This window comes from Paraburkholderia sp. UCT70 (genome assembly GCF_050434085.1).
GTDB classification, from domain to species: Bacteria; Pseudomonadota; Gammaproteobacteria; order Burkholderiales; family Burkholderiaceae; genus Paraburkholderia; species Paraburkholderia tuberum.
On record NZ_JBNPVZ010000002.1, the window covers coordinates 3,026,741 to 3,053,583 of the forward strand.

The 26,843-nt window shown below is 63.7% G+C and carries 20 protein-coding genes and 2 pseudogenes; 12 read left to right on the forward strand and 10 right to left on the reverse strand.

Going from position 1 to position 26,843, the window contains the following annotated elements; genetic code table 11:
• The 3 genes from OKW41_RS16245 to OKW41_RS16255 all read left to right on the forward strand — a co-directional run bounded on the left by OKW41_RS16245 (position 1) and on the right by OKW41_RS16255 (position 2,827).
• On the forward strand, positions 1 to 1,089 hold the full coding sequence (locus OKW41_RS16245; protein ID WP_429573156.1) for a formylglycine-generating enzyme family protein: 1,089 nt from the start codon (positions 1 to 3) through the stop codon (positions 1,087 to 1,089).
• Positions 1,086 to 1,880 carry a MetQ/NlpA family lipoprotein gene (locus tag OKW41_RS16250; protein ID WP_429573157.1) on the forward strand — a complete coding sequence of 265 codons (795 nt, stop codon included), beginning with the start codon at positions 1,086 to 1,088 and terminating at the stop codon, positions 1,878 to 1,880. The genes OKW41_RS16245 and OKW41_RS16250 overlap by 4 nt, the downstream gene beginning before the upstream one ends.
• A gap of 170 nt (positions 1,881 to 2,050) precedes the next feature.
• Positions 2,051 to 2,827: a hypothetical protein gene (locus OKW41_RS16255; RefSeq protein WP_429573158.1), complete on the forward strand. Its 777-nt coding sequence runs from the start codon at positions 2,051 to 2,053 to the stop codon at positions 2,825 to 2,827.
• Positions 2,828 to 2,860: 33 nt separating this feature from the next.
• Here the strand turns inward: OKW41_RS16255 and cls are convergent, their stop codons facing one another.
• The 4 genes from cls to OKW41_RS16275 all read right to left on the reverse strand — a co-directional run bounded on the left by cls (position 2,861) and on the right by OKW41_RS16275 (position 6,199).
• Positions 2,861 to 4,135, reverse strand: coding sequence for a cardiolipin synthase (gene cls, locus OKW41_RS16260; protein ID WP_429573159.1), 1,275 nt, complete (start codon positions 4,133 to 4,135; stop codon positions 2,861 to 2,863).
• Between the two features lie 151 nt (positions 4,136 to 4,286).
• Complete coding sequence (locus OKW41_RS16265) at positions 4,287 to 4,793, reverse strand: hypothetical protein (RefSeq protein WP_429444123.1); 507 nt, start codon at positions 4,791 to 4,793, stop codon at positions 4,287 to 4,289.
• Between the two features lie 22 nt (positions 4,794 to 4,815).
• Entirely contained in the window at positions 4,816 to 5,649 is an 834-nt protein-coding gene (locus OKW41_RS16270) for an H-NS family nucleoid-associated regulatory protein (RefSeq protein WP_429573160.1), read from the reverse strand.
• A gap of 211 nt (positions 5,650 to 5,860) precedes the next feature.
• The gene (locus tag OKW41_RS16275; protein WP_090807114.1) at positions 5,861 to 6,199 is read right to left on the reverse strand and encodes a hypothetical protein; all 339 of its coding nucleotides are present in this window, start codon (positions 6,197 to 6,199) and stop codon (positions 5,861 to 5,863) included.
• 413 nt (positions 6,200 to 6,612) lie between these two features.
• Between OKW41_RS16275 and OKW41_RS16280 the strand changes: the two genes are divergently transcribed.
• Entirely contained in the window at positions 6,613 to 6,864 is a 252-nt protein-coding gene (locus OKW41_RS16280) for a hypothetical protein (RefSeq protein ID WP_429573161.1), read from the forward strand.
• 95 nt (positions 6,865 to 6,959) lie between these two features.
• Here OKW41_RS16280 and OKW41_RS16285 read toward each other — a convergent pair whose 3' ends face one another.
• The 3 genes from OKW41_RS16285 to OKW41_RS16295 all read right to left on the reverse strand — a co-directional run bounded on the left by OKW41_RS16285 (position 6,960) and on the right by OKW41_RS16295 (position 9,229).
• Positions 6,960 to 8,033 carry a DUF6765 family protein gene (locus OKW41_RS16285; protein ID WP_429573162.1) on the reverse strand — a complete coding sequence of 358 codons (1,074 nt, stop codon included), beginning with the start codon at positions 8,031 to 8,033 and terminating at the stop codon, positions 6,960 to 6,962.
• A 280-nt stretch (positions 8,034 to 8,313) separates the two neighbouring features.
• Positions 8,314 to 8,775, reverse strand: coding sequence for a DUF488 family protein (locus OKW41_RS16290; RefSeq protein WP_429573426.1), 462 nt, complete (start codon positions 8,773 to 8,775; stop codon positions 8,314 to 8,316).
• Between the two features lie 103 nt (positions 8,776 to 8,878).
• Positions 8,879 to 9,229, reverse strand: coding sequence for an FKBP-type peptidyl-prolyl cis-trans isomerase (locus tag OKW41_RS16295; RefSeq protein ID WP_373685682.1), 351 nt, complete (start codon positions 9,227 to 9,229; stop codon positions 8,879 to 8,881).
• A 251-nt stretch (positions 9,230 to 9,480) separates the two neighbouring features.
• On the opposite strand from OKW41_RS16295, the pseudogene OKW41_RS16300 reads away from it, so the two are divergent.
• The 6 genes and pseudogenes from OKW41_RS16300 to OKW41_RS16325 all read left to right on the forward strand — a co-directional run bounded on the left by OKW41_RS16300 (position 9,481) and on the right by OKW41_RS16325 (position 20,339).
• Positions 9,481 to 12,124: pseudogene (locus OKW41_RS16300) on the forward strand (ligase-associated DNA damage response DEXH box helicase).
• Positions 12,121 to 12,783, forward strand: coding sequence for a ligase-associated DNA damage response endonuclease PdeM (pdeM, locus tag OKW41_RS16305; protein WP_429573163.1), 663 nt, complete (start codon positions 12,121 to 12,123; stop codon positions 12,781 to 12,783). The pseudogene OKW41_RS16300 and the gene pdeM overlap by 4 nt, the downstream one beginning before the upstream one ends.
• Before the next feature lie 217 nt (positions 12,784 to 13,000).
• Positions 13,001 to 15,469, forward strand: a complete 2,469-nt coding sequence (locus tag OKW41_RS16310) for a hypothetical protein (protein ID WP_429573164.1) — start codon at positions 13,001 to 13,003, stop codon at positions 15,467 to 15,469.
• A gap of 875 nt (positions 15,470 to 16,344) precedes the next feature.
• Positions 16,345 to 17,733 carry an FAD-binding oxidoreductase gene (locus OKW41_RS16315; protein ID WP_429573165.1) on the forward strand — a complete coding sequence of 463 codons (1,389 nt, stop codon included), beginning with the start codon at positions 16,345 to 16,347 and terminating at the stop codon, positions 17,731 to 17,733.
• A 264-nt stretch (positions 17,734 to 17,997) separates the two neighbouring features.
• A complete protein-coding gene (locus OKW41_RS16320; RefSeq protein ID WP_429444132.1) occupies positions 17,998 to 18,588 on the forward strand; it encodes a BPSL1445 family SYLF domain-containing lipoprotein in 591 nt (196 codons plus the stop codon).
• A gap of 264 nt (positions 18,589 to 18,852) precedes the next feature.
• Positions 18,853 to 20,339, forward strand: a pseudogene (locus OKW41_RS16325) (SulP family inorganic anion transporter).
• 68 nt (positions 20,340 to 20,407) lie between these two features.
• Here the strand turns inward: OKW41_RS16325 and OKW41_RS16330 are convergent.
• Together OKW41_RS16330 and OKW41_RS16335 are read right to left on the reverse strand one after the other, a co-directional pair.
• Entirely contained in the window at positions 20,408 to 21,967 is a 1,560-nt protein-coding gene (locus OKW41_RS16330) for a methyl-accepting chemotaxis protein (RefSeq protein WP_429573166.1), read from the reverse strand.
• A gap of 110 nt (positions 21,968 to 22,077) precedes the next feature.
• Positions 22,078 to 22,632, reverse strand: a complete 555-nt coding sequence (locus OKW41_RS16335) for a YbaK/EbsC family protein (RefSeq protein ID WP_429573427.1) — start codon at positions 22,630 to 22,632, stop codon at positions 22,078 to 22,080.
• A 192-nt stretch (positions 22,633 to 22,824) separates the two neighbouring features.
• On the opposite strand from OKW41_RS16335, the gene OKW41_RS16340 reads away from it, so the two are divergent.
• Entirely contained in the window at positions 22,825 to 24,096 is a 1,272-nt protein-coding gene (locus tag OKW41_RS16340) for a YhjD/YihY/BrkB family envelope integrity protein (protein WP_429573167.1), read from the forward strand.
• Positions 24,097 to 24,527: 431 nt separating this feature from the next.
• Positions 24,528 to 25,709: a porin gene (locus OKW41_RS16345; RefSeq protein ID WP_429573168.1), complete on the forward strand. Its 1,182-nt coding sequence runs from the start codon at positions 24,528 to 24,530 to the stop codon at positions 25,707 to 25,709.
• Positions 25,710 to 25,863: 154 nt separating this feature from the next.
• On the opposite strand, the gene OKW41_RS16350 is transcribed toward OKW41_RS16345, so the two are convergent.
• On the reverse strand, positions 25,864 to 26,736 hold the full coding sequence (locus OKW41_RS16350; protein ID WP_187631536.1) for a proteasome-type protease: 873 nt from the start codon (positions 26,734 to 26,736) through the stop codon (positions 25,864 to 25,866).
• Positions 26,737 to 26,843: the final 107 nt, after the last annotated feature.

Consider the following 26,843-nt stretch of genomic DNA (forward strand, 5'->3'; position numbering starts at 1 on the left):
ATGGCGTTTTCATTCAAGCTCAAAGGCGGCGTGGCGCTGTATGGCGCATACGCCGCGATCGCGGCGGTCGCATTCGCCGCCGCGTTTGCCGCGCCTTCCATCAGTGCGGCGAGCGCGGCGGTATTCGGCGGTGGCCCGTCCAGCGGATTCGACAGCCTGAACCGCTCGCGTCCACTCGTCGCGCTCGGCTCCGAACAGCAATGCGAGCGTTACTCGGGCCTGCCCGCGCGCTGGCGCGACGACCCGCAAGCCGGCATGGTGCATCTGCATGGTGGCGACTTCGTATTCGGCAGCAAGCTCGGCTACGAAGACGAGCGCCCCGGCGACGGCAAGACGCACGTTGCCGGTTTCTGGATCGACCAGACCGACGTCACGAACGCGCAGTTCGCCGCGTTCGTGCGGGCGACCGGCTACGTGAGCGATGCGGAGCGTCAGGGCGGCGCGGTGGTTTTTCACACGCCGACGCGCGAAGAAATGAACGCGCGCGATCTCGCGTGGTGGAGTTGGGTCAAAGGCGCCGCATGGAATCATCCGACCGGCCCCGGCAGCACGCTCGACGGCCGGATGAATCAACCGGTGACGATGGTCACGCAGGCCGATGCGCTCGCGTACGCACACTGGCTCGGCCGCGATCTGCCGACCGAAGCCGAATGGGAATACGCGGGCAAAGCCGGCCATGAAGGCGCGGACCTCGACACCGCGCCGCGCGACGCGCGCGGCAAGCCGAGCGCGAACTACTGGCAAGGCGTGTTTCCGGTGCTCGACACCGGCGAGGACGGCCATGTCGGCCTTTCACCGGTCGGCTGCTATGCGGCGAACGACTTCAGGCTTTACGACATGATCGGCAATGCGTGGGAGTGGACCAAGGACGTGTACAGCGGTCCGCACCAGTCGCATACGAACGGCGATACTGCCGCCGTGGCGCCAATCAGCCGCCGCCACGATACGCCGATGGTCATCAAAGGCGGCTCGTTCCTGTGCTCGCGCGACTACTGCGTCAGATATCGCGCGGCGTCGCGCGAGCAGCAGGAAGCCGATTTGCCGGCTTCGCATATCGGCTTTCGCACGGTGTCGAGGAATGCGTCATGAAGCGATATGCGATTGCCGCGCTTGCGCTCTCGGTGTTGCCTGCGTTGCTTCCTGTACCCTCGCACGCCGCCTCGCGGACGATCAGGGTCGGCGTGAGTTCGGGCCCGCAAGCCGAGATCATGAACGAAGTGCGCCGGGTCGCCGCGACCGAGGGTCTCGCGCTCGACGTCGTGGTGTTCGATCAGCCGTCGCGGATCGACGCGGCGCTCGTCGCGAAACAGATCGACGTCGCGAGCTTCGAAGACGAATCCGCACTCGACGCACAGCGCAAACTGCATGGCTACGCACTGACGAGTGTGGCCACGACCGTCACGTTTCCGGTCGCGCTGTACTCGCGCAAGCTGACGAACCTCGTGCAATTGCAGCGCGGCGCGACGATTGCGATTCCCGACGACCCCGCCGGCACGGCACGCGCGCTGATCCTTCTGCAAAACGAAACGCTGCTGACGTTCCGCGATAGCGCGGGCCTGCACGCGACGCTCGCCGACATCACGAGCAACCGCCTCCATCTGAAGATTCGCGGGGTACCGCGTGCGCGTCTGTACGACACGTTGAACAGCGTCGCGTTCGCGGTGATCGACAGCGACACAGCGGCGCGCTCAGGTCTTCGTCCCGCTCGCGATGGTCTCAGTCTCGAAGACGCGCGCTCGCCGTATGCGAACGTGCTGACCGTGCGCGACAGCGATCGCCACAACGCATGGGTCGCGCAACTGGTCGCCGCCTATCATTCGAACGACGTCGCGCACTTCATCCTCACGCGTTATCAGGACTCGGTACGTCGGCCGTGGTGAACACCTTTTCGTTTTCCTGCTCCGCGTGCGGTCGATGCTGCAACAGTCCCCCGTCGATGACGCTGGCGGAGTTGTTTCGCCATCCAAACCGGTTTATCGGCTGCATCGCAATTGGACGCGTGGCGCGCAGGCGGCCCGGCGAAAGGCTGCGTGTCGGTCGACATGAAGCCGTGCTCGACGAAGCCGATTGCGCGGGGTCCGAGGCGCTGGCCGATACGCTGCTGTATCGCGCGGGCGACACCTTCAGCATCGTCGCGCAGGGCTTCGACTATCCGTCGCTCGCGCGCTGCCCTGCGCTGGCGGACGACGGGCGCTGCGCGATTCATCTGCAAGGCAAGCCGCTGACGTGCGAAGTGGTACCGCTCGACCCGCTCCTCCCGAACAGTCTGCAACACCTGGTATTGGCGGAACGCGGCGACAGCGCCGTCTATGTCGGCAGTGCATGCATCCAGGAAGGCAAACGCGACGATGCGGCGTTGCTGGTCGACGAGGGCCGCCTTGCCGATCCGCATGCTGAAGATGCGCTCGCGCGACGGCGTCGCGCGCTCGAACAGGAGCGCGCGATCTGGACGCAAGCCGTGTTCGACGCATTGCGCGCCGACCTGTTCGATTCACCCGCCGCGCTCGCACGCATACCCGCGGGCGGTTTTCTGACGATCTCGCTCGTGCCCGCACTGCTTTGCGTCGCGGCGGTATCCTCGCGCTGCCGCGAACTGTGCATCGACTATATCGACAGCCAGTTGGCGCTGATCGAACGCAGCATCGCGCAAGCGCTCACACGACGCCGGCTCGACGATCGTCCGGTCACGCAACAACTGCGCGGCTTTGCCAATGCGTATCAACACGCAAAGGCGCGCCTCGTCGATGTGGCTGCCGTTGAGCGCCGCAACGGCAAGCGAGCAGCGCGCCCCGACGTCGAAGCGTATCTGAGCAGCTCCGTTGACTGATCCGTCGGCGCTTCGTCTCGTTCGCACCGGCATTCAAAGCTGCGTGTCCAGTAGCCGCACGAATTTTTCGACGAGCTTCTCGGTGAACGAACGCCGCGTCCATGCTTCGAGCGTGACGCGCTTCGACTTCGCGATGTCGTCGTCGAACACGGCGGTCTGCTGCGTGGCGAAATCGCGGTCGTAGATGTTCAGGTTCGCTTCGTCGTTCAGCTTGAACGAGCGGCTATCGAAGTTCGTCGAGCCGACCGACACCATATACTCGTCGACTACCAGCAACTTGCAATGGAACATGGTCGGTTGGTACTCGTAGATCTCGACGCCCGCTTTCAGTAGATCGCCCCAACATGCACGCGACGCTTCGCGCACCGTGTGCGTGTCGATGCGCTTGCCCGGCGTGACGATCTGTACTTTCACGCCGCGTTTCGCGGCTTCGACGATCGCGTTGATGGTGAGCTTGTCGGGCACGAAGTACGCGCTCGCAAGCTGCAAACTGCGCGTGGCGGCGGTGATGGCCATCAGATACATCAACTGCATGTCGTCACTGCCGCCCGACGGCGAACTGCTGAACATATGCGCGAGACCCTGGCCCGCTCCTTTCGGCTCGGCATCGATGTGCGGAAAATACTCGGTACCGTGCAATACGCTGCTGGTCGCCTTGATCCAGTTGTCCATGAACACGGCCTGCATATGGCCGACCACTGGACCCGTCACGCGAAAATGCGTATCGCGCCAATGCTTTTCGTCCTGCGCATTGCCAGTCCACTCCGGCGCTATCCCGACCCCGCCGGTAAAACCGATCCGGCCGTCGATCACCAATAGTTTGCGGTGCGTACGGTCGTTCATGCGACCGAGTCCGGTCCAATGCGGCTTGTGATACTTGACCACTTCGGCGCCGGCCTCCCGCAGCAGTTGCAGAGAATGCCGATCCATTTTCGACGAACCGACCCAGTCGAGCAGTACATGCACGGCGACACCTTCGCGCGCCTTATCGGCAAGCGCACGCGCAATCTGTCCGCCGATCTCGCCAGACCAGTAAATGAACGTTTCAAATGTGATGGTTTCGCGCGCCGACCGAATGCCCTCGAGCATCGACGGAAAGATCTGGTCGCCGTTGAGCAGCATCTCGAAGCGATTACCCGGCACCACGGGTGGACCGAGCAATAAACCCATCGAACGAAGGAATTGCGGATCTTCGCTCTTATAAAGCCGCTCGATTCTGTGTTCTATTTTCTTCTCGCCGCTCGACAGATTGGCGATCAGGAGAACGATCACGAGCGTGACGAACGCGGTAATAGAAATGGTCAGCATGCGTGGCCTCGATGGCAGGCGGCGGGTCACGGCATACGAGTCCCGCATCCGACGGGGGAATGCCGCACTCGTGCCTGGCTTTCACTATCAGCCCGTCATGCACGGCGCGTGCCCGGCTCAGGACCGCGCCTTGCTTTCTAGTTCCAACGCTTTATCTGACCAATGCAAACGCCTCGCGGCTTGCGATTTCGCCCGCGCCGAATACGCCGATGACCGTAAAGTCCGACGCCACGCATTCGAACGTCGATGCCTGAAACGTAATGACGAAATGCCGCCGCGCCGGTGCCTCGGGAGCAATGGCGACGGAGTCTGTCGCCACGGCGGCAATCTCGGCGCACAACGACGAATTGACGACTTCATGCACCGCGCAGCCGACGAGACCTTGGGCCGCGAGCGGATGAATGGCGAGATCGTCATCGCCCGGCGGCCCGAGACGGTGAAAGATGGCGTCGGCGAACAGCACCGCGCAAAAAGGATCGTCGTCGGGATCGAATGGCCCGAACCGTTCAAAGTCCGACTCCGCGAGCGGATAAGTGAGGATCACGCGGCGCTCGCTGGCGACGATGAATGGTTCGGCGGCATCGGCTGCCGGATGAGGAGCGGAGTCCAGCAGGAAGACCTGATCTTCCTGCCGGGGTGCATCGAAAGTGCTAACCATCTACTTCACGACTCCACGGCTATTACGCGCTTGCTTGCGTCTCTGGCGTTTGGGGAGCCGCCGCGACGGGTGCGGCCGTACTCTTTGCAGCAGCCTTGCGCGCCGGTGCTTTTCTTGCCGCCTTCACAACGCTTTTGCGGCCGGCGGTCTTCTTCACCGCGGCTTTCCGGCTTGCCGGAATTGCCTTTCTGGCTGCGGTCTTTTTCACGGCCGTCTTGCGCGTTGCTTTTTTCGCCGCGGTCTTCTTGCCTACTGCACTCGCGGTCGCTTTCGCCTGGCTGCTCTTTGCCGCCGTTTTCGCCGCTTTCGGAGCGGCAGCCATGCTCGCGCCATCGATCAGGAATTTGCTGCGGTCCTTGACGGCCGCGAGCCATGCCGGCGCCGGACCGCGGCCGCTCCAGGTCGCGCCGGTTTTCCGATTCAGGTACTTCGGCGGCTGGGCGCCTTTCGGCTGCCCTTTGCCGCGCTTCGCGGCGGGAGCAGCCGCGGGCTTGCTTGCGCTCGCAGCGTCGATCAGGAACGCCGTGCGGTCCTTCACGCCGGCGATCCAGCCAGGCGCGCGGCCGTGCCCCGTCCAGGTCGCGCCGGTTTTGTGGTCGCGATACTTCGCCGGGGTTGCCGACCTGGCGGCTTTGCTCGTGCCCGCAGGTCTTCCGCGACCCGCCGGATTGCCATTCAGACCTCGCGCGGCACGTCGTGCCTTCGCCTGTGCTTCGATATCGGCAGTCGTGAGACCGTGCTTGAGCATCAATTCGCGAATCTGGTCGACCGCGGCTTGTGCTTTTCTGGCAATGAGAACGTCAGCTTGCTCCTGGAGCTTCTTAAGCTTTGCTTGGATTTGCTCTAACGAAGGCATTTGATTGCTCCTTATGTGGTAATCGTCGAACTATGCCATGAATGACGGAAGAAAGGCAGTGTATTGACCTATCCCGAGCTTCAATACATCGATACGAGCACCGATGTGGCGTTCAAATAACGAAGCTTTCAGGTTTTCTACCGGGTCATCGAAGCTTTCTTCCTTTTCCTTGCCTCCTGATTCTTCTTTTTCATTTCGGTTCCACCACCACTCAGATCGGTGTAAAAACGACGACCTGGCGATCGGCAATGTACCTCACACTCCGTATGAAGCGGTAGTGTTGACCGTCCGCCGTTATCCGGTTCAGGCCCAGGCGGGTCAATACCAGCATTTCATCTGCCTGGAAAGCGTCGACGACGCCGGAATCCGTTAAATCCTCCAATGCCCCGGATGGATTTCCGACATAAACGCTGCGCGCCTGCTTGCCGATCCGCATCACGACCACGCTTTTTCCCTCGTCGAGCGCCAATTCGAGAAAGCTCGCGAGGGTGCGCAACGACTCCGGCGTGCAAGTCCTGGTCTGATAGATCGCTGCATTCGATGGCGTCATTTGTGTTTCCCCGTCATCCGCACCGGCGACAGAAAGGGGCGCCGCCGTGCTTTCTGGCATTAGTCGCTTCTACTATAGCCAGGCCTTTGGATATTCAAAGGAGAGTAGTCCACTTTTTATCTGAAAACGGTCTTTTTTCGTGGCCCGCTATAGCGAACGGATTCAAGCATGCGCGAAACGCCACTGACGACGCGTGCAAAGACACCGCCCCGGCTCCGGTAACGTGCCGTTACCGATCTTGCAGCACCCGTTGCTCCTGTACCGGCCAAGTCCATTTACACTTCGTATCCGTGCCCAGCGGCGGACGTATGGCCAATAGAGAGTCCTTTGTCAGCCGCCATGCTCGCGGCGGCTATTGAAATGGACGCCGGGCCACCCTAATTCCGATCCACTCAAACACGATGGTACTTGCAATGAAAGCTGGTTTTATTCGGACCGCCCTCGGGGCAATTGCAGTCTCGTTGGCAATGGCCGGCACCGCGAACGCGGCCGGTTGCCTGAAAGGAGCGGTAGTGGGCGGCGTCGCCGGGCACTACGCGGGACATCACGCGGTGGTCGGCGCGGTCGGCGGCTGTATCGTCGGACGGCATATGGCCAAAAAGCACGCCGAAGAACAGCAGGCGGCGACTCAGGCTGCGCCGCATCAGCAAGCCCGAATGCAGTGACTGGAGAATACGGGCGCCACCGCAAACGTTCGCACGAGCGACGCGGCAATGATCTTCGAATCTCCGTTCGCGGCGACGCGCCCTGCTCCGATCACTTAGGCAATGCGTAATCCGCGCGCGGGCAAGATCTCCTGAGTGGTCACGAAACGGTGCTGTTTGACCGCGTCGTGAAAGAGCCGGTAGTCGCTCTTCTCGAAGGCGGTCGTCCACTCCGGTCTGTCCCCGGTGTCGTCATCGCACAACAAACCGGTGGCCTGGTACTTCCACGAACCTTGTCCTTTGGCGATATAGCCGGGCACGGGTTCTTTCAAACCTGGAATACGGCCTGCATTCACCCATTCGCAAACGGTTCTCAGACGCAGGTTGTCGTCGGGTTCGCGGTTCGTATCGAGCAGCCGGGTCAGTGCGTCTTTAACGTCGTCCGGCATGCCTGGCTGGTTTTCGAAATCTTCGCGTCCCGCCAGATAAGCTCGCACGACACGACAACTCATGTCCGCCGCCTGCACGAAATCCGGCAAATTATGTCGTGAGATGAAGTGATTGCGGCCGTCGATGTAATGCCAGCGCGCCCATGGCTGGTCGGGATAATGCAACGCGGCGCCGTGGCCGACCGGCAACGCGATCGTCAGAACGTCCTCCTCGACATGCTCGATCAGATGCGCGACCGCTAGTTCGAGGCTCGCGAGCCAGCCTTTGCGCGTGCAATCCTGTGCCTCGAGAAGATGCACGCGATTCCACGGGCTTTCGATGCCCGCGAATCCCTGGTGCGCCCACGTATCGACATAGGTATGAAGCGTCACGCCGAGCCGGTGCAACGCGGTCTCCGAATCGCGCTGCCGGATCGCGCGCCGCACGACTTCGCGCGCAACTTCACTGTCGGGCCGGCAAACCGCCTTTTCCTCGAGACTTTCACCCTCGCCAGCCGGCAGAAAATGGAACGGCGTCCACACGAGCCGGTTCTGGTCGTTCTCGGTATTGACGTAATCGAATAACTTGTGCGCGGTCGCGAATCGTTCGAATGTCTCGCCGCCTTTGAACCGCAGTATTCCGCTCGTCGTTGCGTCGTCGACATACTGGCAGGCATGCGCGATGGTTTGCGCATCGCCGGCCGTCATGCCGCCGACGCGCGCGGCAATGTAGACCACGCCGTAATGAAAGTCGATGTTCATGGCAAGCGCTCCTGGCGCGCATAATCACGGCCGGTTGGTTCGTGGCCGGCGATGGGGCGAAACGAATACAGGGAGCTGCGCGTGAGTAGATAGTAGACGAGCGAGCGGCACACGCATTGAAAAAACATGCGTACTGGACGCGCTTTTCCACGTTTCGCACCACGCAACCATTCGGGCTACTGAAGGAAACGCGGGCGCGGCCGGCGAGATGTAACCTGCCGGCACGGAAAGCCGCCGGCCAATGAGGCGGAAAAACGTAACCTGGCCCGATCGGCGCCGGTCAGGTCAAATGTGTAACGGAAAGACGATTATTCCAGTGCTGGTTCAGATACTCGAGCGCAAACATCCGGTGGCAATGATGTGGTAAATGTTCACTGCAAAGCAGGCAACCCGATTCGAATAGCGCGATATCCAGATTACTTTCCACGCGGCGGCGCGCGATGAGGTCGAAATATTCCTCCCGAAAGTTCTCCCAGCTCAATTGCTTGCCCTGGTAGCGTTTGAGCAGGTCCGGCTCGGGAGCCAGCTCCGGTATTTCCACGTACGCCGCATTGCACAACTGGTCGAGAAAGTAAGGCAGATCTTGTTTTTTCGCAAAGCCCGCGAGTTGCGACGTGTTGTTGAGGCGAACGTCGAGCACCGTGCGCACATGGGCGTCCTTCAACAAACCGAAGAACTTCTGGGCGCTCTTGCCGGTAAAACCAATGCTGGCCACCTGCACGCTACTGTTGTCACGTTTCATGGTGAATCCCCTGGCAGGCCATTCGGCGCCCATAAAAAAGCCTCGCTGCGATTGGCGCAGCGAGGCTCGGGTGTCAGTGCATCTTTAGCGCCGCTCGCGTGCTTTATTTGACGATGTCGACCAGTTCGACTTCGAAGGTCAGATCGGTATTCGGCGGAATCGGGCCGACGCCGCGATCGCCGTATGCGGTCGCCGCCGGGCACGTGAGTCGCGCCTTGCCGCCGACTTTCATCTTCTGCACGCCTTGCGTCCAGCACGGAATCACGCGATTGAGCGGGAACGTGGCCGGCCCGCCATGCTTGGCCGAGCTATCGAATTCGGTGCCGTTGGGCAGCGTGCCGCGATAGTTGACCTTTACCACGTCGGTCGCGGACGGTTGCGGGCCCGTGCCTTGCGTCAGATGTTCGACGATGACGCCGGACGGCAGCTTCTCCGTGGTCGGCGCGGCAGCCATCGCGGTCGAGGACAGAACGGCTGCGGCCAGCAAAGCAACGAGTGATTTCAAAGCGAATCTCCAGTGGGGTAGTCCGTTTGATTGTAACGGATCGGGTGTCGGCCGAGGCTCCCACATATTGCCCGATGACGCGGGTCGTTGCGCGCCCATCAGGAACCTCGCTGAACCGTCGCGCGACCCCGCGGTCCACTTGAACGTCCGGCGCGAGTCGCCGGCAAGCGAATCTGCCACACTTGTTGAGAGCGCTTTCGATGACCGAGCCGGCCCATTCCGACGACCCCGCTTGCGATCCCTCCGCAGCGCCAGCCCCCTCCGACGAGCGCGTTCGCGCGCCAAGGCCGCGCCGGATTCCACGCAGCCGCGCACAACAGGCGCGGCTCGATGCGCGCGAACCCGCGTTCGAACCGCTACCGTTCCCCTCGTATTCACCTGACGACGCGCGCCGCCCGTTCGCCGACAAACTCGACGCATGGTTCGCCGCGCGTCGTTGGCAACCGTTCGAGTTTCAGCGCGAAATGTGGCGCAACATCGCCGCCGGCACGAGCGGCGTGTTGCACGCAAGCACCGGGGCCGGCAAGACCTGGGCCGTGTGGTTCGGCGCGCTCGCCGCGTTCACCAGTGCAGCGTCGACGCCGCGCAAGCATCCCGAACCGCTGACGGTACTGTGGATCACGCCGATGCGCGCGCTCGCGGCCGACACCGCGCGCGCGTTGCAAAGCTCCGCGACCGAACTCGCCGTACCCTGGAGCGTCGGTCTGCGCACTGGCGATACGTCGGCCGCCGAACGCGCGCGGCAGAACCGGCGCATGCCGTCCGCGCTCGTCACGACGCCCGAGAGTCTGACGTTGATCCTGACGCGCGCCGATGCGCGCGAAGTACTGGCTCAGGTTCGGCTCGTGATCGTCGACGAATGGCATGAATTGCTCGGCAACAAACGCGGCACGCAGACCCAACTCGCGCTCGCGCGTCTCACGCATTGGCGGCCCGGTTTGCAGGTGTGGGGGCTGTCGGCGACGCTCGGCAATCTGTCGTTCGCGACCGAGGTATTGCTCGCGCCGGTCGCGACGCCGCGCGTCAGCGTGCACGGCGCGCTGCCGAAAGCACTGATCGTCGACACGATCATTCCCGACACGATCGAGCGCTTTCCGTGGGGCGGTCATATGGGCATGCGGCAGGTCGATGCAGTCGCGCGCGCGATCGACGAAGCACATACGTCGCTCGTCTTCACGAACACGCGCTCGCAATGCGAGGTGTGGTACCAGGCGCTGCTCGAGGCGCGCCCCGAGTGGGCCGGAATGATCGCGCTGCATCACGGCTCGCTCGATCAGCAGGTACGCGAGTGGGTCGAACGTGGGTTGAAGAACGGCTTGCTAAAGGTTGTCGTGTGTACGTCTAGTCTCGACCTCGGCGTCGATTTTCTGCCGGTGGAACGCGTGTTCCAGATCGGCTCGCCAAAAGGCGTCGCGCGCTTGATGCAGCGCGCGGGCCGCTCGGGACATGCGCCCGGTTTGCCGTCTCGCGTGACGATCGGGCCGACGCATGCGCTCGAATTGATCGAAGCGGCGGCCGCGCGTGAAGCCGTCGACAAGCAGCAGATCGAAAGCCGCGATACGCCGCAAAAGCCGTTCGACGTGCTGGTGCAGCACCTCGTCACCGTTGCGATCGGCGGTGGCTTCGACGCGCTCGAGCTGTACGATGAACTTCTGCATACCTATGCATATCGTGATCTGACCCAGCAGGAGTTCGACTGGACGCTGGGTTTCGTCGAAGGCGGCGGCGCGACGCTGCGCGCATATCCCGACTACCATCGCGTCGCGCGCGATAGCGACGGTCTGTACCGCGTCCCGCGCAACGATCTCGCGCGCCGGCATCGCAACAACATCGGCACGATCGTCGCGAATGGCACGTTGAACGTTGCGTATCTATCGGGCGGGCGCATTGGTGCAATCGAGGAATCGTTCATTTCGCGGCTCAGGCCCGGCGATGTGTTCACGTTCGGCGGGCCGCGCGCTCGAACTGATCCGGGTTCAGGACATGACGGCGTGGGTGCGGCGCGCGAGCTCATCGCGTGGCGCAATGCCGCAATGGGCCGGTAGCCGCATGCCGCTATCGTCCGAGCTCGCCGACGCCACATTGACGATGCTCGCGCGCGCCGCCGACGGCATCTACGACGAACCGGAATTGCGCGCGGTGCGGCCGCTGCTCGAATTGCAGCAGAAGTGGTCGGCGTTGCCCGAGCCGGGGGTACTCGTCGTCGAGCTGCTCAAATCGCGCGAGGGTCATCACTTCTTCTGCTATCCGTTCGCGGGGCGCACCGCGCATATCGGACTTGGCGCTCTGCTCGCGTGGCGAGTCGCGCGCGACAAGCCCGGCACGTTTTCGATTTCGATGAACGACTACGGTTTCGAATTGCTGTGCGCGCAGGCTTTCGATTGGCCCGCGCAATTAGAGAATGGCCTGCTTTCACCTGACGAACTCGATCACGACATTCTTGCGAGCCTCAATTCGTCCGAACTCTCCTTGCGACGTTTTCGCGAGATTGCGCGAGTGTCGGGACTCGTGTTTCAGGCGCATCCGGGACAGCAGAAAAGCGCGCGGCAATTGCAGGCATCGAGCGGGCTTTTCTACGAGATCTTTCGTCAGCACGATCGCGGCAATCTGCTGCTGGGCCAGGCCGATACCGAAGTACTGCTGCAGGAACTCGACGTGCGGCGCATTCGTATTGCGCTCGAACGAATGAACGCGAACCGCGTCGTGCTCACGCGGCCCAAGAAGCCGACCCCGTTCGCGTTTCCGTTGATCGTCGGACGCCTGCGCGAAAAAGTCAGCACCGAGAAGCTCGCCGATCGCGTCGAGCGAATGCTGGCCGAGCTCGAACGGGCGGCGCAACGATGAAGCCGACCTCGCTCGCGATCGACGTCGGCGGACGACCTCTCGTGCTGTCGAGCTTGCGCGCGTGTTTCGATCCGGCGCTGCGCGCGCTTTTTATCGCCGATGCGCATTTCGGCAAGGATGCGGTGTTTCGCGCGCGCGGCATTCCAGTGCCGACTGGTTCGACCGCGGAGAATCTGCTGCGGATCGATCGTCTGATCACCGAGTTCGAGCCGGCGACGCTGGTGTTTCTCGGCGATCTGCTGCATGCGCGCGAGTCGCTGTCGACGCTCACGCTCGATGCGTTGCATGCGTGGCGCGCGCGGCATGCGTCGAGGCGCGTGGTGCTTGTCGAGGGCAATCACGATCGGCATGCCGGTGCGTTGCCGCTTACGTTAGATGTCGAGTCCGTGCGCGAGCCGTGGCATATCGGGGCGTGGGCGCTGTGCCATCACCCGCATGGGGTCGATCACGCGTATGTGCTCGCAGGGCACGTGCATCCGATCTATCGGATCGCGACGCGGACCGATTCAGTGCGCGTGCCGTGCTTTCGCTTTGGGATCGATCGGGGGGTGCTGCCGGCGTTCGGTAGTTTTACCGGAGGCGCGCGTGAGAGGGGGCGCGTTCTGGGGGAGAGGGTTTTTCTGGTGGTACAGCAGAGAGTGATCGAGTTGAGGAGTTGAGTGGACGGCGGGGGCCGTCCACTTTGTTGCCTGGTTGGTTTTTTTGCCGGTTGGTTTGCCGGTTCGCTGGCTGGGTTTTTTTGCTGGCTTTTTCGCTGGAAACTCCCTGCGGCGCGCGAGCGCGGTCGGTGTGGAGGCCGGGCGGCGCCGGCCTCCGCCCTTGGGAGCCCCGCAAGGTTCGCGGGACTCCTGCCACTGGTTAGTGGTTGCCGCCGCCGTGGCCGCCATTGCCGGAGCCACCGCCGCCGTAGCCGCCACCGTGGCCGCCGCTGCCTTGACCGCCGCCGTTGCCGCCGTTGCCGCCGTTGCCGCCACGGCCACCGTGGCCTCCGTTGCCGGAGCCGCCGTTGCCTTCGCCGCCACCGTTGCCGCCATGGCCGCCGTGGCCTCCGTTGCCGGAGCCGCCGTTGCCCTGGCCGCCGCCACCTTCACCGCCATGGCCGCCGTGTCCGGAGTTGCTGTTGCCCTGGCCGCCACCGCCTTCACCGCCATGGCCACCGTTGCCGGAACCGCCGTTACCCTGGCCGCCGCCTTCACCACCATGGCCGCCGTGTCCGGAGCCGCCGTTGCCCTGGCCGCCACCGCCTTCACCGCCATGGCCGCCGTTTCCGGAACCACCGTTGCCCTGGCCGCCACCGCCTTCACCGCCATGGCCACCGTTGCCGGAACGGCCGTTACCTTGGCCGCCGCCTTCACCACCATGGCCGCCGTGTCCGGAGCCGCCGTTGCCCTGGCCGCCACCGCCTTCACCGCCATGGCCACCGTTGCCGGAACCGCCTTTGCCCTGGCCGCCACCGCCTTCACCGCCACGGCCACCGTTGCCGGAACCGCCTTTGCCTTCGCCACCGCTGCTGCCGTGGCCGCCGTCACCGTGGCCGCCGTCGCCATGACCACCGTCGCCGTGACCGCCGTCGCCGTGACCGCTGGCGCCGTGGCCGCCATCGCCGCGGCCGCCGTCACCGTGGCCACGACCGCCATCACCATCTCCACCGTGCCCATGACCGTGACCGCCATCGCCGTCACCGTCGCCACCGTGCCCATGGCCATGGCCGCCATCGCCATCACCATCTCCAGCGTGCCCATGGCCATGGCCGCCATCGCCATCACCATCGCCAGCGTGACCATGACCGTGACCGCCATCGCCGTCACCATCGCCAGCGTGACCATGACCGTGACCGCCATCGCCGTCACCATCGCCAGCGTGACCATGACCGTGACCGCCATCGCCGTCACCGTCGCCACCGTGCCCATGACCGTGACCGCCATCGCCGTCACCGTCGCCACCGTGCCCATGACCGTCACCGCCATCGCCGTCACCGTCGCCACCGTGCCCATGGCCATGGCCGCCATCGCCATCACCGTCGCCAGCGTGCCCATGACCATGACCGCCATCGCCGTCACCATCGCCAGCGTGCCCATGACCATGACCGCCATCGCCGTCACCATCGCCAGCGTGACCATGACCGTGACCGCCATCGCCGTCACCATCGCCAGCGTGACCATGACCGTGACCGCCATCGCCGTCACCATCGCCATCGCCAGCGTGCCCATGACCATGACCGCCATCGCCATCACCATCGCCATCGCCAGCGTGCCCATGACCGTGACCGCCATCGCCGTCACCATCGCCAGCGTGACCATGACCGTGACCGCCATCGCCGTCACCATCGCCAGCGTGACCATGACCGTGACCGCCATCGCCGTCACCATCGCCAGCGTGACCATGACCGTGACCGCCATCGCCGTCACCATCGCCAGCGTGACCATGACCGTGACCGCCATCGCCGTCACCATCGCCAGCGTGACCATGACCGTGACCGCCATCGCCGTCACCGTCACCAGCGTGACCATGACCGTGACCGCCATCGCCGTCACCATCGCCAGCGTGGCCATGACCATGGCCGCCATCGCCGTCACCGTCACCACCGTGGCCATGGCCATGGCCGCCATCGCCGTCACCATCGCCACCGTGCCCATGACCATGACCATGACCATGACCACCATCCCCACCACCGTCCCCGCCGTTATCACCGCCGCCGCTATCACCGCCTCCGTTACCGCCGCCATCGCCGCCCGTGCCGCCATTCCCCGAGCCATTCCCGCCACCACCGCTACCCGCGCCGCCGTTACCGTTGTCGCCGGCACCGCCATTGCCGTTGTTGCCGCCGGTATTTCCCGAGCCCACCCCGCCCGGACCGGAATTAGCCGAGCTATTCCCGCCACCGCTTCCCGCGCCCGTACCCGTCGAGGACGTCCCGTTGCCCGCCGGCGAGCCGGTGGGCGATGTCGGGCCGGGCCCCGCCGCCGCGACGCCGAAGGCGCCCGCCCCGACCTGCCCGAAACCCTGCGACGTGCAGCCCGGCCCGCCGCCCGACGGACATCCGCCGTGCAAGCTAGCCTCGGCGAGCACCATCACTCCGGGATTCGTTGCCGGCGCAGCGGTGCTCCCCGAATTCGTCTGCGCACCCGCCATCGCCGCATAAAGACTGACCGCGACCGCCAAAGCCGCCCGTCGCGATCCCAATATCCACGCGTCCCCGTTTTGCTTTTTCATTTCACTCTCCGAATTATTTCACCAAAAAGACCGGTCCAATTAACGAGTGAATCTCCGCTCGTCAAAAAAAACGAAAAGTCAAAGCCTTTGCGCAGATTCGCTTTATGCGAATTGAAAATGCGTTCGCACTAAACACTTCTCTCACGGAAAATCCCCGGTTCGATTTGACGTGCTTCGAGAGAATCGGCTGGCCGTGCGCGCACGAGATCGTGAGAGCCGCACAGCGAGGCTTGATGGACGTTGAAGTTATTCGCAGCGCAATCGCTCGACCGTGCGCTAGACCACGCAATGCGATATTGCCGATACGGCCCGTCAGGCGGCGTTAAACGACGATCCGCCCGCTAAATCCGCTACTCCACATTCCTCAGACAGGAAGTTAAAAACTATCGCGCTCAATGCAATCTGATCAGAAAAAAGAAAATTAGCCTTTGGTTTTATCGGACAAATACGGATCATTTACACATCATTCGTTTTATTCATGTGGCCATTCGCACATAAAAATAAAATAGGAAAACCGAATGAGAGAAATCCAATAGACAACGCAATCAAAATCACCGAAACGCGCGTGCGAAACATTGCGCGTCGTCGGGCAACGCGCGTGCGTCGCGAAAATCGCTGTCGCGATGTGCGCTACCTCGCACAGTCGTCGAACGTCTGCCTCGATCGCACGCGATCACGAGCCACGCCCATATGCAAAGTGTCGTGGCACAACCACCAGCGCGTCGGATAACCAACACATCAGCGCGCACGCTTTTCCCGGAGCATTCCCACCATCTTCGGCGGTACCGCCGCGTATCGTCGTTGTCCTGGCCGCAAAGCCTGTCCCCGCGAGCCACCGCGCGGAATCGCCCACGAACGCGGGTAAACCTTTGTTTGACTTCGACTCGTCGCCCCGTTTACTGCACGCAGCCGAACCTCTCAATCCGCTTTCATTCACCGCCCGCATTTTTGTTTGGTCTGCGGAGCAGTGCTCTGCGAGCGCCTTCCCCTCTCCGACGAGGTACAACATGGTTACTATCTCCAGCAGCGCGGTCGACGAATTCAAATCCGGACTTCGCGGTCAGCTTCTGCTGCCCGACACGCCCGGCTTCGACACGGCGCGCAGCATCTGGAACGCAATGATCGACCGTTCTCCCGCGATGATCCTGCGCTGCGCGGGTGTTGCCGACGTGCGCCGCGGCGTCGCCTTCGCGCGTGACAACGGCCTGCCGCTCGCAATTCGCGGCGGCGGCCACAACATTGGCGGTAGCGCTGTGTGCGACGACGGCCTCGTGCTCGATCTGTCCACGATGAAATCGGTGCGCATCGACCCGGAAGCGCGGCGCGCCTATGTCGAACCGGGCGCGACGCTGCACGATCTCGATCACGAAGCGCAGGCATTCGGACTCGCGACGCCGCTCGGCATCAACTCGACGACCGGCGTCGCGGGTCTGACGCTCGGCGGCGGCTTCGGCTGGTTGAGCCGCCGCTACGGCATGACGGTCGACAACCTCGTCGCGGCCGACATAGTCACCGCGGACGGTGAATTGCGCCGCCTGAGCGCCACTTCGTACGACGATCTGTTCTGGGCGATTCGCGGCGGCGGCGGCAATTTCGGCGTCGTTACGCTATTCGAGTTCGCGCTGCATGAGGTCGGCCCGCTCGTGTATGGCGGCCTCGTCGTGTTGCGGCTCGCCGACGCGAAGGAAGCGCTGATTAAATACCGCGATGCCGCGCCCGCGATGCCCGACGAGCTGGCCGTCTGGGCCGTTGCGCGGCTCGCGCCACCGCTGCCGTTCCTGCCGCCCGACGTGCACGGCCAACCCGTGCTCGTGCTCGCGATGTGCTACAACGGGCCGGTCGAAAAAGGCCCAGCCGCGGTGGAAGCCGTGCGCGGCTTCGGCAAGCCGCTCGGCGAACATCTCGGTCCGATGCCTTATGAAGTGTGGCAACAGGCCTTCGATCCGCTGCTCACGCCGGGCGCGCGCAACTACTGGAAGTCGCACAACCTCGCCACCATCGACGATGGACTGATCGACGCGCTGATCCGCGCGATCGACACACTGCCGTCCGCGCAATGCGAAATTTTCTTCGGGTTGATCGGCGCGCAAACGCAGCGCGTGGCGGTCGACGCGACCGCTTACCCAAGTCGCGACACGCAATACGCGATGAACGTGCACGGCCGCTGGGACGATGCGCGCGACGACGAGCGCTGTGTCAAATGGGCGCGCGACTTTTTCGACGCGTCGCGCCCCTTTGCGCTAGGCAGCGTGTACGTCAACTTCATGACGCAGGAGGAAGGCGGCCGTATCGCGGATGCCTATGGGCCCAACTATGAGCGGCTCGTCGCCGTGAAGAACCGCTACGATCCGCGCAACCTGTTCCGCCATAACCAGAACATTCGCCCAACGGCGTAGCGACGACGCGTGACGGAAAGCGGCGCAAAAACCCGAACTGCAATGGCCGCGCCGCTCTCGCGCAAGGCGGCGCGGCCCTTGGGCACGCTACCTGCTTTTTGAGCGGTGGACGTCCGCGATGCGAACGTCGCGGCACGCCGCCGCCTGGCTGCGATGACCGCGCAAGGAACCTCCCGCGTGCAAATGAGAACAAAGCAAAGCAGGCGACTCGCCGCACTCCTCCAAAACGTACAACACGCGTGAGAAACGCAAAGGAAAACCGTCATGCGCAGACGACAATTCATCATGACCGGCAGCGCTGCATTGGCCGTCGCAGGCCTGAGCCTCACCGGTTGCACGACGACTTCGCCGTCCTCGAACGCATCGCTGTCTGCCAACGCCGGCAAGCGCGACACGATCAACGCCGGCGTCGACTCGACGCTCGCGCGTCTCTACGAAAACGTCGACGGTGCGCGTGAGCTCGTTGCGAAAGCGCGCGGCGTACTGGTGTTTCCATCGGTGATCTCGGCCGGCTTCTGGGTCGGCGGACAGTATGGTGAAGGGGCGATGCGTATCGGCGGCCGCACGGTCGGCTACTACAGCACGGTCGCGGGCTCGTTCGGATTGCAGATCGGCGCGCAGTCGAAGGCGCTCGTGTTTCTGTTCATGACGCAGGAAGCGCTCGACGAATTCATGCACAGCCAGGGCTGGGCAGTCGGCGCGAATGCGACCGTCGCCGTGCTGAAAGTCGGCGCGAACGGCGCGGTTGATTCGTCGACCGCGACGAGCCCGGTGCAGGCTTTCGTGCTGACCAACGGCGGCCTGATGGCCGGCGTGTCGCTCGAGGGCACGAAGGTGTCGCGGCTGATTATCTGAGTATCTGAGCGAAGCTTTCCCTCTTGCGGATTTGTGGCGCGAGCGCGCCGCGCGATTGCACGACAGATCCGCGCCGCGCGTTCGGGCCATAGCGTTCCCGCCCGCTTCGCCTGCGCCGTTCATCGCGCAACGGTAGAATTCACGCCTTTCGTCAACCGTCCGCGCCCAGCGGACGCAATCCTTCGCGCAGCCGCGCGTTGCCACGCCAGTTCAGCGCAGCCCATACAAGCCTCAGCATTGCGCTCGCGCGCCACCTCGTAGAACATGAACACCGCTAGTCCCGCTTCCGGTCGGCCCGCCTGGCTGTCCGGCATTCGCAGCAACGTGCTCGCAGGCTTGACCTCGTCGTTCGCGCTGGTGCCCGAATGCATCGCCTTTGCGCTCGTCGCCCATCTGAATCCGTTGCTGGGTCTGTACGGCGCATTCTTTATCTGCACCGTCACCGCGCTATTTGGCGGACGTCCCGGCATGATTTCGGGCGCGGCGGGCTCGATGGCCGTCTTGATCGTCGCGCTCGTCGTCGAGCACGGCGCGCAGTATCTGCTCGCGACCGTGATCCTGAGCGGCCTCCTGATGATGCTGTTCGGCATATTGCGGCTCGGCAAACTGATCCGCATGGTCCCGCATCCGGTCATGCTCGGCTTCGTCAACGGACTCGCGATCGTCATCGCGACCGCGCAGCTCGCTCACTTCAAAACGGTCACGCCGCACGGCGAAGCCTGGCTGCACGGCAGCGCGCTCGCGACGATGTGCGCGCTCGTCGTGCTGACGATGACGATCGTCTATCTGCTGCCGCGACTTACGCGAGCAGTGCCACCGGCGCTCGTGGCCATTCTCGGCATCTGCCTTTTCACGCAGCTGCTGCATCTGCCGACGCGCAGGCTCGGCGACATGGCGCATGTCGCCGGCAATCTGCCGACGCTGCATCTGCCCGACGTGCCGCTCGATCTCGAGACGCTTCGCATCATCCTGCCGTACGCCGTGCTGATCGCGATCGTCGGTCTGCTCGAAACGCTGCTGACGTTCAACCTGACCGACGAAATCACCGAAACACGCGGTCAGCCGAATCGCGAATGCGTCGCGCTCGGCGCGGCGAACCTCGCATCGGGGCTGTTCGGCGGCATGGGCGGTTGCGCGATGATCGGCCAGACCATGATCAACCTGAATTCGGGGGACGCTCGCGGCTGTCGGGAATCGTCAGCGGCGTGATGATCCTGCTGTACATCCTGTTCCTGTCGCCGCTGATCGAGCGAATTCCGCTCGCGGCGCTGGTGGGCGTGATGTTCGTGGTCGCGCAGCAAACCTTCGCGTGGGGATCGCTGCGCGTGCTCGGCAAGGTGCCGCGCAACGACGCGCTCGTGATCGTCGCGGTCACGATCATCACCGTGTTTGCCGATCTCGCGATCGGGGTGATGTGCGGCATCGTGATCGCCGCGCTCAACTTCGCGTGGCAGCACGCGCGCGAAATTCACACGCATGCCGAGGATCGAGCGGGCCATAAGACCTATGTGCCGCGCGGCACGCTGTTTTTCGCGTCGACGACGCGTTTTCACGAGCTGTTCGATCCGGCGCGCGACCCGGCGAGCGTGACCGTCGATTGCAGTCACCTGCTGCTCGCCGATCATTCGGCGCTCGCCGCGTTGCAGGGTCTGGCCGAGCGCTATCGCAAGGCGGGCAAGCAATTGCGCATGAAGAATCGGTCGGAGCGCAACCGCCAATTGTTGAGCCGCGCGGGGATCGGCTTGGCGTGAGACACGCACCGCGCTGCGAGCGCGCGTGCGGTGAATTCTCGCGCGCGTCGACAATGCGGCCTGGTGCTTTAGCGCTGCTCGGGCAACCGGAACACCGCGATCGCCGCCGACAACTGCCCGGTCTGCGTCTTCAGCACATCGGCCGCCGCGCTCGCTTCCTCGACGAGCGCCGCATTCTGCTGCGTCGCCTGATCCATGCTCGCGACCGCGATGTTGACCTGCTCGATGCCCGAGGTCTGCTCGGCCGACGCCGCGCTGATCTCGCCCATGATGTCGTTGACACGACGTACCGCCTGCACGACTTCCTGCATCGTGTCACCCGCGCGTCCGACGTGCTCCGAACCGCCCGCGATCTGCGCGGCCGATTCCTCGATCAGTGCCTTGATCTCCTTCGCGGCCGCCGCGCTGCGTTGCGCGAGCGTGCGCACTTCGCCCGCGACCACCGCGAAACCGCGGCCCTCCTCGCCCGCGCGCGCCGCCTCGACGGCCGCGTTCAACGCGAGAATATTGGTTTGAAACGCAATCCCTTCGATCACGCCGATGATGTCGCCGATCCGGTGCGACGACTGTGAAATCCCGCGCATCGTGTCGATCACCTGACCGACCACCGCGCCGCCGCGCGCCGCGGTCTCCGACGCGTTGTGCGCGAGCTGGCTCGCCTGCTTCGCGTTGTCGGCGTTCTGACGCACGGTCGCGGTGATCTGCTCCATGCTCGACGCGGTCTCGCCGAGCGCGGCCGCCTGCTGCTCGGTGCGGCGCGACAGGTCCGAATTGCCCGCGGCGATCTCGTTCGATACCGACGAAATCAGCGTCGCACCGCCGCGAATCTGTTCGATCGCCTGCGCGAGACGCTGCTGCATCCGTTTCATCGCGGCGAGCAGGCTCGTGCTGTCGCCGGCCTTCGCGTCGACGACCACGTCGAGGTCGCCGTCCGCGATACGCGATGCGATCTGCAGCGCGTACGCCGGTTCGCCGCCAAGCTGACGCAGAATGCTGCGCAGAATCACGCCGATCACCAGCGACACGAGTGCGCAAAGCACCACCGCCGCGATCACGTATTGCACGAGGGTGCGGTAGAACACGCCGTCGATGTCGTCCGTGAAGACGCCGGTGACGATGGTCCAGTCCCACGGCTTGTAAAGCCGCATGTAGTTGATCTTCGGCGCAAGCTTGTCGGTGCCGGGCTTCGGGAACTGCAGATGAACGAAGGCCTCGCCTTCGCGCTGCGTTTGCTCGGAACCTTCCTTGAACACGTGGCGGCCGTCCGGATCGGTGACGTTGGTCATGTCCTTGCCGACGAGGTCGGCGCGCGTGGCATGCATCAGCACGTGCGCCTGGCTGTCTTCGAGCACGAGATAGCCGCCGGCACCGTCGTAGCGCATTGCGCGCAGGTCGTCCATCGCGGCGCGCTGCGCGTCGGCGAGGGGCATCGTGCCGGCCGCGACGAGCGCGTTGTAGCGATCGAGCACGCTGTACGCGATGCTGACCACGTTTTTCAGCTCGCCCTCGCGATCGGCGATCATCGTGTCTCGTGTCTTGAACGCCCCACACAGGCCGATCGCCAGAATGCCCATGCACATCACCGCGAGCGCGAGCCACAGCCGCACTTTCAGGCGAAACCGTTCCATCTTCCGTATCCCTTGTCGTGGTCGGCGGCTGTCCGCGCGAACGGACGCCGCAAACGTTTCATGTCGTAGTCGGGATTAACGGCGCGACGGAAGAAAACTTCAGTGCGGCTTCAAGGTTGCGGGTTTCCGTCCGCAGGCAGCGTCAGCGCCGCCACCTCGCAGCGCGGCCATTGCCGCAGCACGTCGGGCGACATCAGCAGCTTGGCCGCGCGCACGCCGGCGCCCATCACGATCTGCGCACGCTCCATCACGGCGGCGTCGACGAGGATGCGCCAGTCGGCCGGCAGACCGAACGCGGTAATTCCGCCGAACTCCATCTGGCTATGCTCGACCGCCGCCTCGCGCTTCGCGAATGACAGCCGCTGTGCGCCGAGCGCGGCCTTCACCGCGCCGTTGATGTCGAGCCGCCGCGAGCCGAGCGACACGAGCGCCGCATAGTGCTCGCCACCCTCTTTCCTGTAGCGGATCACGATCGTGTTCGCGCAGTCTTCGAGACCGAAGCCGTAGCGAGCGCTGAATGCGGCGGTGTCGGAGGCGTCGTCGGTGACGGCGAACACCGTGATCCCGCGCGCCGGCAATTGTTCGATGACGTGCGCGGGCAGATGCGCGCTCCACTGGTCGCGCTCGATGACGTCCAGTTGCTGTACGAGTTCGTGCGAATGCATGATGAGCGGAAAGGTGACATTAACCCGCTGCATTCTAGCGGTACGCGCGGGCGGCCGCGAAACAGGCCGCGAAACAGGCCATGAAAGCAGGCCATGCAGCGCGCCGCTTAACTTGTATAGTGACGGGCACGAGGTTTGCGAAATGCAATGAAGCAAACACCCTGAAGGCGCCCTTACGATTCAGACACGATCATGGACATCGACACGCTCTCTCGCGAGAACCTCCAGCAGGCCGCGCGTCATCAGGCCAATTGGGCGATGGGCGCACTGCGGCAGTTCGCGGAGAACCGCTGTCCTGAGATGGCGGCGAGCATCGCGTTCTATGCGGCGTTTTCGCTCGCGCCGACGCTCGTGATGGTGATCGCGGTGGCCGGCTGGTTCTTCGGCCCGGCGGCCGCGCGCGGCGAGCTGTTCGGCCACATCAACGGCCTGATCGGCGACCAGGCCGCGGCCGGCGTGCAGACGATCGTCGAGAACGCGCATCACGCGGGCGCCAAAGGCGGCATCGCGACGATCATCTCGTTCTCGCTGCTGGCGATCGGCGCGTCGGCGACGTTCTCGTCGCTGAACAGCGCGCTCAATCTAGTGTGGCCGGACAGCGGGCCGCGCACTTCCAGCTGGCTCGCGCTGGTGCGGGTGCGACTGATTTCGTTCGGGCTCGTGCTCGGCGTCGCGTTCCTGCTGATCGTGTCGCTGGTGCTCGATACGGTGATCGTCTTTATCGGCAACTGGCTGTGGGGCGACTCGCCGTATGTCGTAATCGGCAATCTGCTGCAGCTCGGCGTCGGGCTGCTCGTGCTGATCTTCGCGTTCGCCGGACTGCTCAAGTTTCTGCCCGACGCTCGGGTGCTGTGGCGCGATGCGGTGGTGGGCGGCATCGTCGCGGCCGTGTTGTTTACGGCTGGCAAGAAGCTGTTCGCGCTCTATCTCGCGCATGCGGGAATGGCCAGCGCGTTCGGCGCGGCCGGCTCGCTCGCGGTGCTGCTGATGTGGCTGTACTTCTCGGCGCTGGTGCTGCTGCTCGGCGCGGAGTTTTCGGCGGCGCGCGGCCGGCTGCACGATCCGCGTGGCGGCTGGGGCATGCAGGGCGAGTCGCCGCCGGGCAGCCGCGCGAAGCTCGCGTCGGTACTGGCGGCATCGACCGTCGCGGCAAATGCCGCGCCGTCTGCTTCCGCTGCTGTGGGTGTTGCCGGCCAAACGGCTACGCCGCTGCTGCCCGCGGGAATCAACGCGGCGGCGCAAAGGCGCTCCGCGCATGAGACCGCGGTGGACGTTACGCGCAAGGTGCTCGACGCCGAAGCGCAAGCCACCCGTTTCGCGGCGTGCGCCATCGTCGAAGCGCGCCGCCAGGCGACGGCCGCCGACCGCTACGTGCGACGCAACCCGTGGACCTCGGTGCTGCTCGCGGCCGCCGCGGGGCTCACGGCCGCGGCCATGGCGCGCCGTGGCGCCGACCGGCGCTGAAGCGGGCGCTTCACACCACGCTACCGTCCATACCCTTATAGATGCACGTGTTGCGCCGTCAATCCAGTCGATTGCGCTTGGACACACAACGCGCCCCTTCTGTCCAGCCTGTCTAGTCCTTTCGTCAGCCGTCTCTTTTATGATTTCACTACAAAGACGAGTGGACGTGTAGACGACTAGATTACATTTAGCATGCAAATCGATGCTCATAGTGCGTTCATTCACTCAGCCACTATCAACAATTCAACAATAATGCGCATCAGACCAATAAATGTTGCGCAAATGGAAACAATCGTTGAGAGCTTTAAATACAAGGGTTTGCATCGATTGTCAGTTTTTGGCGACACTCTTTTTTTTCGTTTCTACCCCACCGAGCCACTGAGCTATTCTGCTTTCCGCAACAACGAACAATCATCTGCGTGGAGAAATGGATGAAACGAATCGCACTGTCTACCCTCTCGCTGGCGCTCCTCGGCGTTTCCGGCATGGCTCACGCGCAAAGCAGCGTGACTCTCTATGGCCTGATCGATGAATCGATCCAGTACGTGAACAACGCTACCCCCCATGGCGGTAGCCTCGTGCAACTGTTTGGCGGCAACCTGCAAGCCCCCCGTTTTGGCCTGAAGGGCACGGAAGACCTCGGCGGTGGCCTGAAGGCAATCTTCCAGTTGGAAAACGGCTTTGACGTCAACACCGGCAAGCTCGGACAGGGTGGCCTGATGTTCGGTCGTCAGGCTTATGTCGGTCTGACGGGCGATTCCTGGGGTACCGTGACGGCTGGTCGTCAGTACGACCCGCTGGTCGACATGGTCCAGCCGCTGACGGCCGACAACTACTTCGGCAGCACGTTCACTACGCCGGGTGACGTCGACAACAACGACAACAGCTTCCGCGTGAACAACTCAGTCAAGTACGTGTCGCCGGTCTGGTCGGGCTTCCAGTTCGAAGGCTTGTACGGGCTGGGCGGCGTCGCCGGTGCAACGGGTTCGGGCCAGACGTATGCGGGCGCGGCAACGTTTGCAACGGGTCCGATCAGCGTCGCCGCGGGCTACGTGCGTACGAAAAACGCAAGCAGCCCGACCCTACGGTCTGGCTGGAATAGCACCACCACGACCGGGACGTTCAACACGAACTTCCCGACGTTCGCCGGCATCAACTCCGCTTACGCTACGGCGAGTTCGATCGGCATCGCTTCGGTCGCGGTTCAGTACGTGACCGGTCCGTGGACGGGCAACCTGAGCTACAGCAATGCGCAGTACTACCGGGACGGCGCATCGACCTTCGGTCAGACCCAGAAGTACGAAGTGGGTCGCGCGTATTTGGGCTACCAGCTCACGCCGGCAGCGCTGGTGGGTGTTGGCTATGCCTACACGAAGGGTCACGGCGATGCGTCCGCAACGTATAACCAGGTGTCGCTGGGCGGGGATTACTCGCTCTCGAAGCGCACGGACTTGTACGCGGTCGGCGCATGGCAGCATGCAAGCGGCGAACAGCGTGTGCCGGGCGTCGGTGGTGGCCTTGTATCGTCCACGGCTTCGATCGGTTCGTACGGCAACCAGTCGAGCACCAACAACCAGGTCATGGTCAGCCTCGGTATCCGTCACAAGTTCTAATCGGACTTCGAATCGGACCTGCTACGCAGCTGACGCGCTGCGTAGCCAGAGACCAGAAACCAGCCAGAGGCGATGCCGATGGCTGGTTTTTTTTCGTCCTGAGGTTTTGGTGCGGGCCCGAGCGAGCCTGACGCGCGCTCCGAACCCAACGCAGCTAGCGCCGCTGCGCCTTGCCCTTGTCGGCCTGCGCGAGAATCTGCGCGGGCGACACATCGTGCTCATGCTCGACGCCATCGGCGCCGACCGGCGCGCGATATAGCACCAGCGCCCGCTCCGACTGCGGCGACGGCGCATCCAGCGACTGCTGCCAGTCCGGATCGGGAATCTCGGCGAACACCTGGCGCAGACGCTCGCCCCATGTGCGGTGAAGCATGTCGAAGTACGCGTTGTCGCGATCGATCGACACGAACCGCGTGACCCGCAGCGCATCCTTCTCGTACACGAGCAGATCGAGCGGCAAGCCCACTGACAGGTTCGAGCGCAGCGTCGAGTCCATCGAGATCAGCGCGGACTTCGCGGCCTCGTCGAGCGGTGTGGACGGCGTCAGCACCCGATCGATGATCGGCTTGCCATACTTCGCCTCGCCGATCTGGAAATACGGATTCACGGCCGACGCCTCGATGAAATTGCCCGCCGCGTAGATCATGAAAAGGCGCATCCGGTTGCCCGCGATCTGGCCGCCGAGAATGAAGCTGCAATTGAAGTCGACACCGAACTTCTGCATCGCCTCGGCCTCGCGCTCATGCACGCGACGCACCGCGCTGCCGACCACGCGGGCGGCGTCCGCCATGGTCGGCACGCTCCACAGCGTGGGCTCGCTGGCATCGGCGGGCTCGGATAGCTCGTGCAGCACCGCTTGCGTGATCGACAGATTGCCGGCGCCGAGCAGCACCAGCATGCGCTCGCCGGGTTGCTCGAACACCGACATCTTGCGCGCGGTACTGATGTGATCGACGCCCGCATTGGTACGCGTGTCGGACAAAAATACGAGGCCGTCGTTGACGGCCATCGCTACGCAGTAAGTCATAAGGAATCCGCGGATGGCAAAGGAACGGGGCTATTGTAATGCGGCGCACAGGCGCCTTTTATCCGTGTTTACGGCCCTTTTTTGCAGCCTTTTGGCAACTGATTCCG

Coding starts and splice junctions, on each gene's coding strand:
- OKW41_RS16245 (WP_429573156.1), top strand. CDS start 1: ATGGCGTTTTCATTCAAGCTCAAAGGCGGCGTGGCGCTGTATGGCGCA.
- OKW41_RS16250 (WP_429573157.1), top strand. CDS start 1,086: ATGAAGCGATATGCGATTGCCGCGCTTGCGCTCTCGGTGTTGCCTGCG.
- cls (WP_429573159.1), bottom strand. CDS start 4,135: ATGCTGACCATTTCTATTACCGCGTTCGTCACGCTCGTGATCGTTCTC.
- OKW41_RS16265 (WP_429444123.1), bottom strand. CDS start 4,793: ATGGTTAGCACTTTCGATGCACCCCGGCAGGAAGATCAGGTCTTCCTG.
- OKW41_RS16270 (WP_429573160.1), bottom strand. CDS start 5,649: ATGCCTTCGTTAGAGCAAATCCAAGCAAAGCTTAAGAAGCTCCAGGAG.
- OKW41_RS16275 (WP_090807114.1), bottom strand. CDS start 6,199: ATGACGCCATCGAATGCAGCGATCTATCAGACCAGGACTTGCACGCCG.
- OKW41_RS16280 (WP_429573161.1), top strand. CDS start 6,613: ATGAAAGCTGGTTTTATTCGGACCGCCCTCGGGGCAATTGCAGTCTCG.
- OKW41_RS16285 (WP_429573162.1), bottom strand. CDS start 8,033: ATGAACATCGACTTTCATTACGGCGTGGTCTACATTGCCGCGCGCGTC.
- OKW41_RS16290 (WP_429573426.1), bottom strand. CDS start 8,775: ATGAAACGTGACAACAGTAGCGTGCAGGTGGCCAGCATTGGTTTTACC.
- OKW41_RS16295 (WP_373685682.1), bottom strand. CDS start 9,229: ATGGCTGCCGCGCCGACCACGGAGAAGCTGCCGTCCGGCGTCATCGTC.
- pdeM (WP_429573163.1), top strand. CDS start 12,121: ATGAAGCCGACCTCGCTCGCGATCGACGTCGGCGGACGACCTCTCGTG.
- OKW41_RS16315 (WP_429573165.1), top strand. CDS start 16,345: ATGGTTACTATCTCCAGCAGCGCGGTCGACGAATTCAAATCCGGACTT.
- OKW41_RS16320 (WP_429444132.1), top strand. CDS start 17,998: ATGCGCAGACGACAATTCATCATGACCGGCAGCGCTGCATTGGCCGTC.
- OKW41_RS16330 (WP_429573166.1), bottom strand. CDS start 21,967: ATGGAACGGTTTCGCCTGAAAGTGCGGCTGTGGCTCGCGCTCGCGGTG.
- OKW41_RS16335 (WP_429573427.1), bottom strand. CDS start 22,632: ATGCATTCGCACGAACTCGTACAGCAACTGGACGTCATCGAGCGCGAC.
- OKW41_RS16340 (WP_429573167.1), top strand. CDS start 22,825: ATGGACATCGACACGCTCTCTCGCGAGAACCTCCAGCAGGCCGCGCGT.
- OKW41_RS16345 (WP_429573168.1), top strand. CDS start 24,528: ATGAAACGAATCGCACTGTCTACCCTCTCGCTGGCGCTCCTCGGCGTT.
- OKW41_RS16350 (WP_187631536.1), bottom strand. CDS start 26,736: ATGACTTACTGCGTAGCGATGGCCGTCAACGACGGCCTCGTATTTTTG.